The organism is Kitasatospora sp. NPDC004799 (genome assembly GCF_040609095.1).
Lineage (GTDB): Bacteria > Actinomycetota > Actinomycetes > Streptomycetales > Streptomycetaceae > Kitasatospora.
This window is the reverse complement of the sequence record NZ_JBEXJK010000191.1, coordinates 1-15417: the sequence shown is the minus strand read 5'-3', so window position 1 is coordinate 15417 and position 15417 is coordinate 1. Positions and strand designations below refer to the sequence as shown.

Below are 15417 nucleotides of genomic sequence, written 5' to 3'. Positions count from 1 at the left end.
CTCGGCCGGGGCCTCGGCGTCCGCCTTGGCGGCGGAGCGCTTGGCGGCCGGGGCGGCGCCACCGGCCGCGAGCAGCGGGTCCCCGCCGCTCTTCTCCTTGATGGTCTCGATCAGCTGGCTCTTGCGCATGCGTCCGGTACCGGTGATGCCAAGGTCCGCGGCGAGCTTCTGGAGCTCGGCCAGGACCATGCCGTCCAGGCCCGCGGCGGCACTGCGGCGGCGCCGCGCCGGGGCAGCGGGGGCGGCGGCTGCGTCCGACGCTTCGGCGTCCGGGCGCGCGCCCATCAGATCGGTGGAGTCGCTCACTAAGGGTCCTTCCCTGGAGCGGACGTCGGCCTGTCTGGCTCGGCGACCGGTTGTGCTGTCCTGACCAACGCTCGACTGCGTCGGTCCGAGGCGGTGGTCCCTCGAATGGCGGGAGCCCGTCGAGGGAGAGCTACGTACGAGGTGCGGTGCATGAAGCACGGTGGTGCTGAGTGGCGCGTGGGCCGGTCGTGTGTCGACCTCCCCTGAGGGCGTAACCCCCACGCTCCCTGCGAATCCCGGGCCCCCGTCGCGTGACGGTGGCCCGCGCTCCGCCCGTCCTGGCCTCGAGGTGGGAGGCCGCGGGTGGGAGTCAGGTGCCGTCACGGCTTCGGGATGCGGCCGCATGTCGCGCAGGCAGGCTGCGTACGCGCTGCGGTGGGCTCCCGGAGAATCGTCGCCCCGTGCATCGCCGGGACTCCACTGCCGTGGAGCGCTGGGATCGGGACGCGGCGCACCTAGCCCCGGAGGGCACCTGGTGCAGCAATGAGGTTAACACTACCGACCCTCTCAGACATTCCCCAGCCTTGCGCTTGCCAATCGTGTCCGTCGGACCCGGCTCGGCAGGGTGCCGCCGCCGGGCCCCGAGCGGCCCGTTCGGGCTGCTCAGACGTCCAGCGGGAGCACGACGGCCCCGGTGCGGTCGACGTCCAGCCGGTGCGCGGCGAACGCCGGGTCGCCGCCGTGGCCGTGGTGCCCGGCGAAGGAGAGCACCTTGTCGGCGTTCGCCTCGTCGGTGAGCGCCAGGACGGTCGGTCCGGCCCCGGAGATGACGGCGGGGACGCCCTCGGCGCGCAGCGCGCCGACCAGGGCGGCGCTGTCCGGCATGGCGGAGGAGCGGTAGTCCTGGTGCAGCCGGTCCTCGGTGGCGGCGAGGAGCAGCTCGGGGCGCCGGGTCAGCGCCTCCACCAGCAGCGCGGAGCGGCCGGCGTTGACGGCCGCGTCGGCCAGCGGGACGGTCTTCGGCAGCAGTCCGCGCGCGGTCTCGGTGAGCACCTCGCCGGCCGGGACGAACACCACCGGGACGACCCGCTCGGACGGCTCCAGCGCGACCGCCTTGGCCGACTCCTCGTCGGTCCAGGCGATGGTGAAGTTGCCGCGCAGGCAGGCGGCGACGTTGTCCGGGTGGCCCTCCAGCTCGGAGGCGAGGGCCAGCAGGGCGTCGTCGTCCAGCGCGGAGGGGCCGCCGATGGTCACCGCGCGGGCGGCCACGATGCCGGCGCAGATGGCGGCCGAGGAGGAGCCGAGGCCGCGGCCGTGCGGTATCCGGTTGGCGCAGACCACTTCGAGGCCCCGCGGCTGGCCGCCGAGCCGGTCGAAGGCGGCGCGCATCGAGCGGACCAGCAGGTGGCGCTCGTCGCGCGGCAGCGTCTCCGCGCCCTCGCCGGCGATGTCGACGGAGAGGCCGGAGTCGGCGACCCGGACGACCACGTCGTCGTACAGACCCAGCGCGAGCCCGAAGGCGTCGAAGCCCGGGCCGAGGTTGGCGCTGGTCGCGGGAACCCTGACCCGGACGGCGGCGGCACGGAACGCGGGACCGGCCATGCGGTGGACTCTCCTGGAGAAATCGGGCGGCGCGGAGCGCGTCGTCGGTGCGAGGGTGGGGAACGGACCGCGGCCCCTCGGGGGCGGGCGGTCGCGGCGGTCGGCGCGGCCCGGATCCACCGGGCCCGGGGCATCTGCCACACGGCCGAGGCCAGAGTATCGAAGAGAGGTTCCCCAGCGGTACACCCCGTGGGCCTTCGATCTGGTGTGTTGCCGTTCTGGCCGGAATGCGCACCCCCTTTTCCGTCGGGGAGGGGGGCGGAAACGGTTCACCGCGCGGAGGCCGATTGACACCAAAGTGTCAATGCGGAACTCCGGCGGGCCGACCCCCGAACGGGTCGGCCCACCGGAGCGTCAGGCCCCGTCAGCGGTCGAGCAGTCCGAGGCTGCGGGCGGCCGCCTCCGGGTCGATCGGGACGACCTGCGGCTGCGGCGCGCCGGCCACCGCCCAGTCCGGGTCCTTCAGGCCGTTGCCGGTCACGGTGCAGACGATCCGCTGGCCCGGGTCGACCAGGCCGGCCTCCGCCTTGGCCAGCAGGCCGGCCACCGAGGCGGCCGAGGCGGGCTCCACGAAGACGCCCTCCCGCGAGGCCAACAGCCGGTAGGCGGACAGGATCTGACGGTCCGTCACCTTGTCGATGAGGCCGCCGGACTCGTCCCGCGCGGCGAGCGCGAAGTCCCAGGAGGCCGGGTTGCCGATCCGGATCGCGGTGGCGATGGTCTGCGGCTTGAGCACCGGCGCGCCGTCCACGATCGGGGCCGAGCCGGAGGCCTGGAAGCCCCACATCCGCGGGGTGCGGGTGGCGAGGCCGTCGGCGGCATACTCTCGGTAGCCCTTCCAGTACGCGGTGATGTTGCCCGCGTTGCCGACCGGCAGGACGTGGATGTCCGGGGCGTCGCCGAGCATGTCGACGATCTCGAAGGCCGCGGTCTTCTGGCCCTCGATCCGCACCGGGTTGACCGAGTTGACCAGCGCCACCGGGTACTTCTCGGACAGGTCGCGCGCGAGGGTGAGGCAGTCGTCGAAGTTCCCGTCGACCTGCAGGATCCGGGCGCCGTGCACCAGCGCCTGGCCCATCTTGCCGAGGGCGATCTTGCCCTGCGGGACGAGCACCGCGGAGACCATCCCGGCCCGCACCGCGTACGCGGCGGCGGAGGCCGAGGTGTTGCCGGTGGAGGCGCAGATGACCGCCTGCGCGCCCTCCTCCTTGGCCTTGGAGATGGCCATCGTCATCCCGCGGTCCTTGAAGGAGCCGGTCGGGTTGGCGCCCTCGACCTTGAGGTAGACCTCGCAGCCCGTGCGCTCGGAGAGCACCTGGGCGGGGACCAGGGGCGTGCCGCCCTCCAACAGGGTGACCACCGGGGTGGCCGCGGTGACCGGCAGGCGGTCCCGGTACTCCTCGATCAGGCCGCGCCACTGGTGGGTGTGCGCGCCTCGGACGACGTTCTCGGCAACGGCGTTCATGGCTGGTTCCTTATTCCCCTTCGACCCGCATGATGCTGGCCACGTCCCGCACGCTGTCCAGCGCGCGGAGCTTGTCGACCGTCGCCGACAGCGCGGCGTCGGTGGCACGGTGGGTGACCACGACGAGCGAGGCGTCGCCGTCGCGGCCCTGCTGGCGCACGGTGTCGATGGAGACGCCGTGCTCGGCGAAGACGGACGCCACCTGGGCGAGCACGCCCGCGCGGTCGTCCACGTCCAGGCTGACGTGGTAGCGGGTGACCACCTCGTCCATCGGCTTGGCCGGCAGCCGCGTGTACACGGAGTCACCGGGGCCGGGGGCGCCGGCCAGCTTGTTGCGGCAGACCGCGACCAGGTCGCCGAGCACCGCGGAGGCGGTCGGCGAGCCGCCCGCGCCGGGGCCGTAGAACATCAGCCGGCCGGCCGCCTCGGCCTCGACGAACACCGCGTTGTAGGCCTCCCGGACGGAGGCCAGCGGGTGCGACAGCGGGATCATCGCCGGGTGCACGCGCGCGGTGACGGACTCGCCGTCCGCGGCCCGCTCGCAGATCGCGAGCAGCTTGACCACGCAGCCCATCTCCTTGGCGGAGGCGATGTCGGCCGCCGTCACCTCGGTGATGCCCTCGCGGTAGACGTCCGCCGCGGTGACCTTGGTGTGGAAGGCGATGCCGGCCAGGATCGCGGCCTTGGCGGCGGCGTCGAAGCCCTCGACGTCGGCCGTCGGGTCGGCTTCGGCGTAGCCCAGCGCGGTGGCCTCCTCCAGCGCCTCCGAGTAGCCGGCGCCGGTGGTGTCCATCTTGTCGAGGATGAAGTTGGTGGTGCCGTTGACGATGCCCAGCACCCGGTTGACCTTGTCGCCCGCGAGGGACTCGCGCAGCGGGCGCAGCAGCGGGATCGCGCCCGCCACCGCGGCCTCGTAGTACAGGTCCACCCCGGCCTCGGCGGCCGCGGCGTGCAGCTCGGTGCCGTCCTTGGCGAGCAGCGCCTTGTTGGCGCTGACCACCGAGGCGCCCTGCGCGAAGGCGGACAGGATCAGCGATTTGGACGGCTCGATGCCGCCCACCACCTCGATCACCACGTCGATGTCGCCCCGGGTGACCAGGGCCTCGGCGTCGGTGGTGATCAGGTGCTCGGGGACGCCGGGGCGGGTGCGCCCGGCGCGGCGGACCGCGATCCCGGCCAGCTCGACCGGAGCACCGATGCGAGCGGCGAGGTCGTCGGCCGTCGTCGTCATGATGCGCGCCACCTCGGAGCCCACCACACCACAACCCAGCAACGCCACCTTCAGCGGGCGCGTACGCATCATCCGACTCCGCTCTGCATTCATTCGCTTCGGTAATTTCCGGCGGTTTTTCCTGGGCCGCCGGGAACTTCGGTCCGTACCAGTCTCCGGGACTTTCCGTACGGATCTACGGTCGTTCCATGATCTGAGACGAGGATTTCGTCATCCGATATCCAGACGCAGGAGATCCTCCTCCGTCTCGCGCCGGACGATCACCCGCGCCGCGCCGTCCCTGACGGCGAGCACGGGGGGCTTGAGGGCGTGGTTGTAGTTGCTCGCCATCGAGCGGCAGTAGGCACCGGTGGCGGGCACCGCGATCAGGTCGCCCGGGGCCAGGTCGGCCGGCAGGAAGGCGTCCCGGACGACGATGTCGCCGGACTCGCAGTGCTTGCCGACCACCCGCACCAGCATCGGCTCCGCGTCGCTGGTGCGCGACACCAGGGCCACCGAGTACTCGGCGTCGTACAGCGCGGTGCGGATGTTGTCGGACATCCCGCCGTCCACGCTGACGTAGGTGCGCAAGCCCGGCAGCGGCTTGACGGTGCCGACCTCGTACAGCGTGAACGCCGTCGGGCCGACGATCGCCCGGCCCGGCTCCACGCTCAGCCGGGGGGCGTTCAGGTGCGCGGCGGCGCACTCGCGGCGGACGATCTCGGCCAGCGCGGCCGCGATCTCGGCCGGCTCGCGCGGGTCGTCCTCGCTGGTGTACGCGATGCCGAGGCCGCCGCCGAGGTCGATCTCGGGCAGCTCGACGCCGTGCTCGTCGCGGATCTGCGCCAGCAGGCCGACCACCCGGCGGGCGGCCACCTCGAAGCCGGCCGTGTCGAAGATCTGCGAGCCGATGTGCGAGTGGATGCCGCGCAGCTCCAGGCTCTCGTGGCCGAGCACCCGGCGCACCGCCTCGGCCGCCGCTCCCCCGTTCAGCGAGAGCCCGAACTTCTGGTCCTCGTGCGCGGTGGCGATGAACTCGTGGGTGTGCGCCTCGACGCCGACGGTGATCCGGATCAGCACCGGCTGGCGCACGCCCTGGTGGGCGGCGATCGCGGCCAGGCGCTCGATCTCCTCGTAGGAGTCGACCACGATGTGCCCGACGCCGGTCTTCACCGCGTGCTCGAGCTCGTCCACCGACTTGTTGTTGCCGTGCAGCGCGATCCGCTCCGGCGGCATCCCGGCGGCCAGCGCCACGGCCAGCTCGCCCGCGCTGCACACGTCGAGGTTGAGGCCCTCCTCGTGCAGCCAGCGCACGACCGCCTTGGAGAGGAACGCCTTGCCGGCGTAGTAGACGTCCGCGCCGGCGCCGAAGGCGTCCCGCCAGGCGCGCGCCCGGGACCGGAAGTCCTCCTCGTCCAGCACGTAGGCGGGGGTGCCGAACTCGGCGGCCAGCCGCCGGACGTCGACGCCGCCGACGGTGGCCACGCCCTCGGCGTCGCGGGTGACGGTGCGGGCCCAGACCTTGGGGTCGAGCGCGTTCAGGTCGGCGGGCGGGGCCTGGTAGTGGCCCTCGGGCAGGACGTCGCCGTGGCGGGGGCCTGCGGGGTGTGCGGAGCGACTCATGCGCCCACCTCGCCGCGCTCGGCGGGGCATTCGCCACGCGCAGTACCCATGATTCGCTCGCTTCGCTCGCTCATGTTCGAACATCCTTCGAGACCTATGGCGAGGGGCGGCGACGGTCTCCGTTGACCGTCAGCCGCCCCCGCTGTGCGCTTGGGGGTGGTGCCTACATCCGCTCGGGCGCCGTCACGCCCAGGAGCGTGAGGCCGTTGGCGAGCACGGTGCGCGTCGCCTCGACCAGCCAGAGGCGGGCGCGGTGCGTGTCGGTGAGCTCCTCGTCGCCCTTGGGCAGGAACATGCAGTTCTCGTACAGGCGGTGGTACTTGCCCGCGAGGTCCTCCAGGTAGCGCGCGACCCGGTGCGGCTCGCGCAGCTCGCCGGCCGTGGCCAGCACGCGCGGGAACTCGGCGAGGTGGCCGAGCACGTCGGACTCCCACTCGGTGGCGAGCAGTTCGGGCTTGAACTGCTCGACCGTGCCCTTGTCCACGCCCAGCTCGGCCGCCTTGCGCGCCACGCCGCACATCCGGGTGTGGGCGTACTGGACGTAGAAGACCGGGTTCTCGTTGGTCTGGCTGGTCAGCAGGTTGATGTCCAGCGTGATCGTCGAGTCCGTGGAGGAGCGCGCCAGGGTGTAGCGGGCGGCGTCCACGCCGATCCACTCGACCACGTCGTCGATCGTGATGATGTTGCCGGCCCGCTTGGACATGCGGACCTCTTCGCCGTCGCGAAGCATCTTCACGAACTGGCCGATCTTCACCTCGATGTTGTGGTTCATGTCGTCGCCCGCGCAGGCCGCGATGGCCTTGAGGCGGTTGACGTAGCCGTGGTGGTCGGCGCCCAGCATGTAGAGCGCGACCTCGGCGCCGCGGTCCCGCTTGGACAGGTAGTACGCGGCGTCGGCGGCGAAGTAGGTCTTGTCGCCGTCGGCCTTGACCAGGACGCGGTCCTTGTCGTCGCCGAAGTCCGTGGTGCGCAGGAAGACCGCGTCGTCCTGCTCGAAGACGTGGCCCTGCTCGCGCAGCCGGTCGATGGCCTTCTCGACCGCACCGGAGTCGTGCAGCGTCTTCTCCGAGAACCACACGTCGAAGTGGGTGCCGAACTCGTCCATCGAGCGCTTGATCTCGGCGACCATGAGCTTGAGGCCCTCGGTGCGGAAGACCTGCAGCTGCTCGGCCTCGGGCAGGTCGAGCACGCCCGGGATCGCGTCGGTGAGGGTCTTGGCGATGTCGACGATGTACTCGCCGACGTACCCGCCCTCGGGCACCTCGCGGCCGTTCGCGGCAGCCTGCAGCGAGGCGGCGAACTTGGTGATCTGCACACCGGCGTCGTTGAGGTAGTACTCGGTGGTGACGTCGGCGCCGGAGGCCCGCAGCACGCGCGCCAGCGAGTCGCCGACGGCGGCCCAGCGGACGCCGCCGATGTGGATCGGGCCGGTCGGGTTGGCGGAGACGAACTCCAGGTTGATCTTCAGGCCCTGGAGGGCGTCGTTGCGGCCGTAGGCCTCGCCCGCCTCGACGATGGTGCGCGCCAGCGCACCGGCGGTGGCGGTGTCCAGGGTGATGTTCAGGAAGCCCGGACCGGCGATGTCGACCTTGGCGACGCCGGTGATCCCTCGCAGGCGGTCGGCCAGCAGCTCGGCAACGGCTCGCGGCGGCTTGCCGGCCGCCTTGGCGAGCTGGAGGGCCACGTTGGTCGCGTAGTCGCCGTGGTCCCTGTTCTTGGGCCGCTCGACCGTCACGTGCTCGGGCACGGCGACGGCCAGCTCGCCCGCCTCGACGGCGGAGCTCACTGCGGCCTGGATTGCCTGGGAAAGGTCTGCGGGGGTCACGACGCCAAGCGTAGGCGAGACGGGGTGCCCGCCCGCCACCCGGTTTACCGGTTGAGACGCCGGGACGCCGTGGTTCCCGGGTCTCAGCCGCCGTCCGGACGATCTGTTCGCTCAGGGCGAAATCCGCCGGGGTGGGTGCTCAGGACTCGCCGGGGTGGGTGCTCAGCACCCGCCGGGGTGGCCCTTGAGCCGCATCAGCCGCTGGACCAGCGCCACCAGGTCGGCCGGGTCGAAGGGCTTGCCGAGGTAGCCGTCCACCCCGACCGTCTCCCCCAGGTCGAGGTCGGCCGGGGTGCAGGCGCTCACGATCGCGATCGGCAGCCGGCTGGTGTCCGGGGTCGCGCGCAGCCGGGCCGCCGTCCGCAGGCCGTCCAACCGCGGCATCACCACGTCCAGCGTCACCACGTCGGGCCGCACCCGGCGGATGACCTCCAGGCACTCGGCGCCGTCGGCGGCGGTCACCACCTCGAAGCCCTCGAGCTCCAGGTTGACCCTGATCAGCTGGCGGATCACCTCGCTGTCGTCCACCACGAGGACCCGCCCGGACACTCCCGACACCTCACCGAGGGTATCGGCGGCCCCGCCGCCCCGTCCGGCCTTTGGGCACTTCCGCTCCCCCGCCGCTCCCCGCCCGCCGGAGCCGCCCGGACGGCCTTCCGGGAAACCCGTGCACGGACCACGGCCGGAGCCTGGTAGTGTTCTCCACGTCGGAAGCGCGAGCGGCCGACAGGCCGAAAGGCCCCCGTAGCTCAGGGGATAGAGCACCGCCCTCCGGAGGCGGGTGCGTAGGTTCGAATCCTACCGGGGGCACTCACGCGGTGATCGCGAGAGTGTAACCATGGCCCAGATCAGTGGAGTTGATCCACGGATCTGGGCCTTCGTCATGTTCCGGGGGTGTGCCCGGCCGTTCGCGACCCCCGGGGGTCGCGAACCGGGCTCAGGAGGCGGCCGTCTCGGCCTGGGCGTACAGGTCCTCGATCGCGTGGTCGAAGTAGGCGCTGTACGAGACGTCGTCGGTGTCGCCGCCCTGCTGGTAGCCGCCGATCGCGCCGATCACGTCGCCGGTGGCGGTGTCGATCCACGGGCCGCCGCTGGTGCCGGCCGGGTAGGCCGGGCAGTGGATCACCCGCTGGTGGTCGCTCTGCCGGGCGGTGGTGTTGGTGCACAGCAGCGGCGTCTCGGAGCCGGCGGGGTAGCCGTAGAGCCGGACGGTCGCGTCGAACGGCTCGTCGGCGCCCAGCCGGTTGCCGCCGACCACGTCCTCCACGTTGCGGCCGTCGTTGGGGGCGGTCTCCAGGATCGCGAAGTCCTCGTCCACGTCGCCGTCCTGGGACCAGGCGGCGGTGGTGTGCACCGCGGTCACCCGCCACATGCCGTACGGGGCGGAGCCGTCGCGGTAGCCGGGCGCGAAGGTGACGCCGTCGGTGCCGCTGAGGCAGTGCGCGGCGGTCAGCAGCAGGTTGCCGGTGGCGCTGTGCAGCACGCTGGCGGTGCAGAAGTGGTTGCCGGCCGCCGGGGCGCCGCTGAACAGGGCGCCGACGGTCCCGGTTTCGAGTTCGCCGGCCGGGGCCGGGCCGGTGCTGCCGAGGGCGGGGTCGTGGACGGCGGGGGTGGCGGTCGCGGCGGCCGGGGCGGCGGTCGGGGTCGCGGTCGCGGAGGGCGTGGGGGCCGTGGAGGGCGTCGGCGCCACGACCGGGGTCGCCGCCGGGTCGGTGGCCGGGGCGGGCACGGCGGCGGTGCGGGTGCTGCGCGCCGCCTTCCCGGCGGCCGTGGCGTCGGACAGGTCCAGCCCGTGCGTCCCGGTCAGCACGGCGGCGACCACCACCGCCGAGAGCGCGGTGAACAGGGACGGGGCCAGGAGCCTGCGGCGGCGCGACCTCTGGCGGCGGTGCTTGCCCATGCCTGGTTCTCCTGCGGGGCGTTCGGGGGCGGCGTTCGGTCGACGACTATGGCGCCCCAGCCTGGAAAGGACGTGACGGGCTCCTGGGAGCTCGATGAGAAACCCGTCGCCCGCCCGCGCCCCCCGACGTCACCGGACGGGCAGCACCGCGTCCAGTTCGGCGGCCCCGACGAAGGCGGTGTGCGTCCCGGCGGCGGTGCAGGCGAAGGCCCCGGCCACCGTACCGGCCCGGGCGCAGTCCAGCGGTGCGCGACCCCGGAACCACGCGTACAGGAAGCCGGTCACGAAGGCGTCCCCGGCGCCGTTGGTGTCCACCACCGGGCGGCCCGGGTCGACGGCGGGCAGGTGGCGCGGCCCGGGGTCGTCCCGGGTGAGCAGGTGGCAGCCCTCGGCACCGGCGGTGGCGACGACCACCCGCGCGCGCCCCTCGGCGAGGATCGCGCGCATCACCCGCTCGTGCCGGCCCCGGCAGCCGGCCACCGAGAGGAAGACCAGGTCGGAGCCGAGCGCGTAGTCGCGGTGGTACGGGTCGGCGCCGTCCCAGTCGTGCAGGTCGGTGGAGGTGGTGCGGCCGAGCCGGTGCAGGTCGCCGTACATGTCCCGGTTGACGCCGGTGATGGACAGGTGGACGTGCCGGCTGCGCTCGGCGTACGGCAGGTAGAGGTCGCGCGGCAGCCGCAGGTCGGCGGGGTGGCGGGCGTCGAAGAAGGAGAACCGGCGGCCGGCCGCGTCCACCAGGTTGACCCCGCGCGGGGTGCCGTGCGGGCTCACCCGGTGCGCGAAGTGCAGGCCGTGGCGCGCGTAGTGGGCGCGGATCAGGTCGCCCTGGGCGTCGTCGCCGAGGAAGTCGACGAACGCGGTGCGCAGGCCGAGGTGGTGGGCGCCGAGCGCGACGCCGTTGCCGGTGTGGCCGACGTAGTCCCGCACCGGTTCGACGAGTTGCGAGTCGCCGGGCGGGACCTCCAGCCGCTCGACCCGGACGACGGTGTCCACGCCGGCGCCGCCGACCACGAGCAGGTCGAACTCGGGCGGCGCGGTCCCGTACCCGCTCCCGCTCCCGTTCCCGCTCCCGCTCCCGCTCTCGTTCCCGGACAGCACGGCGGCGCCTCCTCGATCCCTGGACGGTGGCCAGGAGTCAAGCAGGCGCCGGAGGTCGACTGCAAGGCTTGCTGCAAATTTCAGTCGGCCGGTGGCCGCTCCGCCCCCGTCCGCGCCCGGGCCTCGCTCGCGGGCCGGACGTTGGCCCTGACCTCGGCCGCGGCCGCCGCCCGCAGGTCCGTCGGCCGGCCGTCCACGGCGGGTACGGCCGCGGCCTCCGGCTGCGCCGCGCCGTCCACGGCCGCGGCGGCCTCGCCCGGCGCCGGCCGGTGGTCGATCATCAGCACCGCGACCAGCGCGGCCAGCACCAGCACGCCCGTCGCCACCCAGGTCGCGACGACGTACCCGTGCACCGCCCCCTGGGCCCGCACCGCCGGGTCGGCGGCGATCCGGCCGGCCAGGAAGCTCGCGGTGGCGCTCGCGGCGACCGTGTTCAGCAGCGCGGTGCCGACCGAACCGCCCACCTGCTGGGCCGAGGTGATGGCGGCCGAGGCCGCGCCCGCCTCGTTCGGGGCGACCCCGAGGGTGGCCAGGCTGATCGCCGGCATGAACACCAGGCCCATGCCGAAGCCGATCAGCAGCTCGGCGGGCAGCACCATCGCGGCCCACGGGCTGTCCACCCGCATCTGGGTCAGCCAGGCCAGGCCACCCGCGGCGATCAGCAGGCCCGGGCCGATCAGGTTCCGGGACGGCACCCTGGTCATCATCCGGGCCGCGAAGCCCGTCGAACTCAGCACGATGGCGACCGTCATGGGCAGGAAGGACAGCCCGGACACGATCGGCGAGAAGTGCTTGATGGCCTGGAGGTAGTAGGTCAGGAACAGGAACGTGCCGAACATGCCGACCATCGCCAGGCCGACCGAGAGCGCGCCGCCGCCGCGGTTGCGCTCGGCCACGATGTGCACCGGCAGCAGCGGGTGCGCGGTGCGCCGCTCAACCAGGACGAACACCACGAGCAGCGCCACGCCCAGGACCAGCGGGCCGATCACCAGGCCGTCGCCCCAGCCCCGGGTCACGGCCTCGGAGGTGCCGTAGACGATCGCCAGCAGGCCGCCGCAGCCGAGCAGCGCCCCGGGCAGGTCGAGCTTCGTCCGGCGTCCCTTCCCGACGTGGTCGCGCCGCAGCACGGTGAACGCCGCGAAGGCGGTGACGACGGCGATCGGCACGTTGACGAACAGGCACCAGCGCCAGTCCAGGTACTCGGTCAGCAGACCGCCGGCGATGAAGCCGATCGCGGAGCCGCCGGCGGCGATGGCGCCGAAGATGCCGAAGGCCGTACTGCGCTCACGCGGATCGGAGAAGGTGGTGGAGAGCAGCCCCAGCGCGGAGGGCGCGAGCAGGGCGCCGAACGCGCCCTGGAGGGCACGGGCGCCGAAGAGCATGACCGGGCCGGTCGCCGCGCCGCCGAGGGCGGAGGCGAGGGCGAAGCCCAGCAGGCCGATGGTGAAGACGCGCTTGCGGCCGAAGAGGTCGCCCAGCCGGCCGCCGAGCAGCAGCAGACCGCCGAAGGCGAGGGTGTAGGCGGTGATCACCCACTGCCGGTCGGCGTCCGAGATGCCCAGGTCCCGCTGGGCGGACGGCAGCGCGATGTTCACGATGGTGATGTCGAGGACGATCATGAGCTGGGCGGTGGCGATGACCGCCAGCGCCCACCAGCGGCGGCGGTCCGCGTCCTCATGACCGTGACCGGCGGTGGTTTGCGCAGTCACTGGTCGAGCCTTCCGGAGTGGGGCGGAGAGGTCACGCAGTCGCCTTCCAGCGAAACTCCGCTCCGGACGGATCGCAAGGAAAAACCTCATAAAATCAGGCTTTTGGGACAAAAGAACCAGGCCCCTGGGACTCCGGGCGGAGTCCCGGGGGCCTGGTCCCGCTCCCCCGGTGTCAGAGCGCCGAGAGCTCCTCGACCAGGTCGTCCAGGCCCAGCGAGCCCTGTGAGAGCGCCGCCATGTGCCAGGCCTTGAGGTCGAACTCCTCGCCGCGCGCCTCGTGCGCCGCCTTCGCCGCCGCCCGTCCGCGCAGCCAGGCGCGCTCGCCGAGCTTGTAGCCGATCGCCTGGCCGGGCAGGCCCAGGTAGCGGACCAGCTCGCTGTCCAGGAACTCGGCGGACAGGCCGCAGTACAGGCCGAAGAACTCCCGGGCGTGCTCCGGGCTGACCGGCTCGCCGGGCTTGTACGGGGAGTCCGCCGGGAAGTCCAGGCCCACGTGCATGCCGATGTCGACGATGACCCGCAGCGCGCGCATCATCTGCGCGTTGAGGTAGCCCAGGCGGTGGCCCGGGTCGGTGAGGTAGCCGAGCTCGTCCATCAGGCGCTCGGCGTACAGCGCCCAGCCCTCCAGGTTGGCGCTCACCCCGCCGAGGCTCACCTGGTAGGTGGAGAGCCGGTCGGCGACGTAGTTCCACTGCGCGAGCTGGAGGTGGTGGCCCGGCACGCCCTCGTGGTACCAGGTGGAGACCAGGTCCCAGACCGGGAAGCGCTCCCGGCCGACCAGCGGCAGCCAGGTCCGCCCGGGACGGCTGAAGTCCAGCGAGGGCGCGGTGTAGTACGGCGCGGCGGCGCTGCCCTCCGGGGCGATCCTCGACTCGACCCGGGTGACCGGCTCGGCCAGGTCGAAGTGGGTGCCCTGGAGGTCCCGGACGGCCCGGTCCATCAGGCCCTGGAGGTACTCCCGGGCGGTCTCGGCGCCCTCGATGGCCGGGCCCTCGGTCTCCAGCCAGTGCATCGCCGCCAGCGGTCCGGCCCCGGGCCGGACCTTCTCGGCCTCGGTCTCCATCTGCGCCAGCAGGTCGTGGAACTCGCTCCAGGCCCAGGCGTAGGCCTCGTCCAGGTCCAGGTCGGCGCCGGTCCAGTAGCGCACCCAGCGGACGTAGCGCTCCCGGCCCACGGTGTCCGGGGCGCCGGCCACGGCCGGGCCGTACACGTCGCGCAGCCAGTCGCGCAGCTCGGCCAGCGCGTCGGCGGCGGCCACCGCGTGCTTCGACAGCTCGGCGTGCAGCGACTCCGGCGCGGCCTGGACGAACCGGCCGAACCACGCACCGGGGACCCGCTCCTCGGCCGGCGTGTCCTCGCCCAGCCACTCGGCGAACTGCTCCAGCACGGTGGCCACCTGGCGCGGGCCGGACAGCAGGCCGCGCTCGACGCCCTCGGTCAGCGTGCGCCGGTACTGCTCGAGCGCCGCCGGGACCCGCGCCAGGCGGCGGCCGACCACCTGCCACTCGGCCTCGGTGTCGGTGCCCATCAGGGTGAAGGACTCCCGCAGGTCGTGCACCGGGGAGCCGAGGTTGCGCAGCGAGCGGAAGTTCTCCCCCGCCTCGTGGACGGCGAGTTCGGCGGTCAGCCGCTCGCGCAGCAGCCGGGCGCAGCGGCGCTCCGCCTCGTCCTCGGCGGCACCGGCCCGCTCGGCCTCGTCGAGCTTCGCCAGGGTGCGGCGGGCGAGGTCGGCCAGGGCCTCGGGACCGGCCGGGGAGAGGTCGGGCAGCCGGTCGTCGTCGAGGTTGACGCCGAGGTAGACCGCGGTCAGCGGGTCGAGCTCGGCCAGTTCGCGGACGTGGTCGTCGGCGATGCGGCGAGGGGTGGCGCCGTCGGCGGTGATCAGTTCTTCACGCATTCGGACATCATTTCGTGGCGGACGGGCTTTGCAACCCCCTTTCCGACCGGGGTTCGCCTGCGAAAATCCGTTCGGCGCGACCGGATCCGATCCGTCCGGCGCCCATTACGCTTGGCCGCCATGGAAGCCAGCCCCGCCCCGGCCGCACCCGAGCCGCGCCCGCGCCGCACCGGCTACCGGCGGCTGCCGGTCCAGCAGCGGCGCGAGCAACTGATCGCGGTCGCCCTGGAGCTGTTCGCCTCCCGGCCGCCCGAGGAGGTGAGCCTGGACGACGTCGCCGAGGCCGCCGGGGCGTCCCGCCCGCTGGTGTACCGCTACTTCGCGGGCGGCAAGCAGCAGTTGTACGAGGCCGCGCTGCGCTCCGCGGCGGACGAGCTGACCGGCCGCTTCGCGGTGCCGGTGAGCGGCACGCCGTCCGAGCAGCTGTCGGCGGTGCTGGAGCGCTACTTCGCCTTCGTGGCCGAGCACGACGCGGGCTACTCGGCGCTGCTGCGCGGCGGTTCGGTGGTGGAGACGGCCCGCACCTCGGCGATCGTGGACGACGTCCGGCGGGCGGCGCTGCGGCGGACGCTGCGTCACCTGGGCGTGCGCGAGGCCGGACCGCGGCTGACGCTGCTGGTGCGCTCGTGGATCGCGGTGGTCGAGGGCGCGTCGCTGAGCTGGCTGGACGAGGGGCGGGCGCTGCCGGTGGCGGAGCTGCTCGACTGGCTGGTGGACCAGTTCACCGCGATGGCGGCGGCGACGGCGCTGCACGACCCGCAGACGGCCGAGGTGCTGGCGGGGGGCTCACCCGATCTGGCATGCTAAAACTCGTTCAGCACCGCCGCTGATGGGACGCAGGC

12 protein-coding genes and 1 tRNA gene are annotated in these 15417 nt (G+C 73.3%); 2 read left to right on the top strand and 11 right to left on the bottom strand.

Annotated features, from left to right (window positions below; all coding sequences use genetic code 11):
* The 7 genes from ABZW03_RS23190 to ABZW03_RS23160 form a co-directional block, all read right to left on the bottom strand.
* The coding region (locus ABZW03_RS23190) for a Rho termination factor N-terminal domain-containing protein (protein WP_355261386.1) at positions 1 to 306 on the bottom strand (306 nt) is incomplete at its 3' end.
* Between the two features lie 603 nt (positions 307 to 909).
* Positions 910 to 1848: a homoserine kinase gene (gene thrB, locus ABZW03_RS23185; protein WP_355261383.1), complete on the bottom strand. Its 939-nt coding sequence runs from the start codon at positions 1846 to 1848 to the stop codon at positions 910 to 912.
* 364 nt (positions 1849 to 2212) lie between these two features.
* Positions 2213 to 3313 carry a threonine synthase gene (thrC, locus tag ABZW03_RS23180; protein WP_355261380.1) on the bottom strand — a complete coding sequence of 367 codons (1101 nt, stop codon included), beginning with the start codon at positions 3311 to 3313 and terminating at the stop codon, positions 2213 to 2215.
* Between the two features lie 10 nt (positions 3314 to 3323).
* Positions 3324 to 4616 carry a homoserine dehydrogenase gene (locus tag ABZW03_RS23175; RefSeq protein ID WP_355261377.1) on the bottom strand — a complete coding sequence of 431 codons (1293 nt, stop codon included), beginning with the start codon at positions 4614 to 4616 and terminating at the stop codon, positions 3324 to 3326.
* 138 nt (positions 4617 to 4754) lie between these two features.
* A complete protein-coding gene (gene lysA, locus ABZW03_RS23170) occupies positions 4755 to 6146 on the bottom strand; it encodes a diaminopimelate decarboxylase (RefSeq protein WP_355261374.1) in 1392 nt (463 codons plus the stop codon).
* 163 nt (positions 6147 to 6309) lie between these two features.
* Positions 6310 to 7971 carry an arginine--tRNA ligase gene (gene argS / locus ABZW03_RS23165; RefSeq protein WP_355261371.1) on the bottom strand — a complete coding sequence of 554 codons (1662 nt, stop codon included), beginning with the start codon at positions 7969 to 7971 and terminating at the stop codon, positions 6310 to 6312.
* 162 nt (positions 7972 to 8133) lie between these two features.
* The gene (locus ABZW03_RS23160; RefSeq protein WP_355261368.1) at positions 8134 to 8529 is read right to left on the bottom strand and encodes a response regulator; all 396 of its coding nucleotides are present in this window, start codon (positions 8527 to 8529) and stop codon (positions 8134 to 8136) included.
* 180 nt (positions 8530 to 8709) lie between these two features.
* On the opposite strand from ABZW03_RS23160, the gene ABZW03_RS23155 reads away from it, so the two are divergent.
* A tRNA-Arg gene (locus tag ABZW03_RS23155) sits at positions 8710 to 8781 on the top strand.
* Between the two features lie 127 nt (positions 8782 to 8908).
* On the opposite strand, the gene ABZW03_RS23150 is transcribed toward ABZW03_RS23155, so the two are convergent.
* From ABZW03_RS23150 to ABZW03_RS23135, 4 genes are all read right to left on the bottom strand, one after another.
* The gene (locus ABZW03_RS23150) at positions 8909 to 9871 is read right to left on the bottom strand and encodes a serine protease (RefSeq protein WP_355261365.1); all 963 of its coding nucleotides are present in this window, start codon (positions 9869 to 9871) and stop codon (positions 8909 to 8911) included.
* Between the two features lie 129 nt (positions 9872 to 10000).
* A complete protein-coding gene (locus tag ABZW03_RS23145; RefSeq protein ID WP_355261389.1) occupies positions 10001 to 10888 on the bottom strand; it encodes a carbohydrate kinase family protein in 888 nt (295 codons plus the stop codon).
* A 161-nt stretch (positions 10889 to 11049) separates the two neighbouring features.
* The gene (locus ABZW03_RS23140; RefSeq protein WP_355261362.1) at positions 11050 to 12678 is read right to left on the bottom strand and encodes an MFS transporter; all 1629 of its coding nucleotides are present in this window, start codon (positions 12676 to 12678) and stop codon (positions 11050 to 11052) included.
* 172 nt (positions 12679 to 12850) lie between these two features.
* Complete coding sequence (locus ABZW03_RS23135; RefSeq protein WP_355261359.1) at positions 12851 to 14575, bottom strand: DUF885 domain-containing protein; 1725 nt, start codon at positions 14573 to 14575, stop codon at positions 12851 to 12853.
* A 120-nt stretch (positions 14576 to 14695) separates the two neighbouring features.
* On the opposite strand from ABZW03_RS23135, the gene ABZW03_RS23130 reads away from it, so the two are divergent.
* Entirely contained in the window at positions 14696 to 15382 is a 687-nt protein-coding gene (locus ABZW03_RS23130) for a TetR/AcrR family transcriptional regulator (RefSeq protein WP_355261356.1), read from the top strand.
* Positions 15383 to 15417 lie beyond the last annotated feature (35 nt).

What these genes read in the sequence shown, in the direction of transcription:
- thrB (WP_355261383.1), bottom strand. Translation starts at nt 1,848, where the DNA reads ATGGCCGGTCCCGCGTTCCGTGCCGCCGCCGTCCGGGTCAGGGTTCCC.
- ABZW03_RS23175 (WP_355261377.1), bottom strand. Translation starts at nt 4,616, where the DNA reads ATGATGCGTACGCGCCCGCTGAAGGTGGCGTTGCTGGGTTGTGGTGTG.
- thrC (WP_355261380.1), bottom strand. Translation starts at nt 3,313, where the DNA reads ATGAACGCCGTTGCCGAGAACGTCGTCCGAGGCGCGCACACCCACCAG.
- lysA (WP_355261374.1), bottom strand. Translation starts at nt 6,146, where the DNA reads ATGAGTCGCTCCGCACACCCCGCAGGCCCCCGCCACGGCGACGTCCTG.
- ABZW03_RS23135 (WP_355261359.1), bottom strand. Translation starts at nt 14,575, where the DNA reads ATGCGTGAAGAACTGATCACCGCCGACGGCGCCACCCCTCGCCGCATC.
- ABZW03_RS23150 (WP_355261365.1), bottom strand. Translation starts at nt 9,871, where the DNA reads ATGGGCAAGCACCGCCGCCAGAGGTCGCGCCGCCGCAGGCTCCTGGCC.
- ABZW03_RS23130 (WP_355261356.1), top strand. Translation starts at nt 14,696, where the DNA reads ATGGAAGCCAGCCCCGCCCCGGCCGCACCCGAGCCGCGCCCGCGCCGC.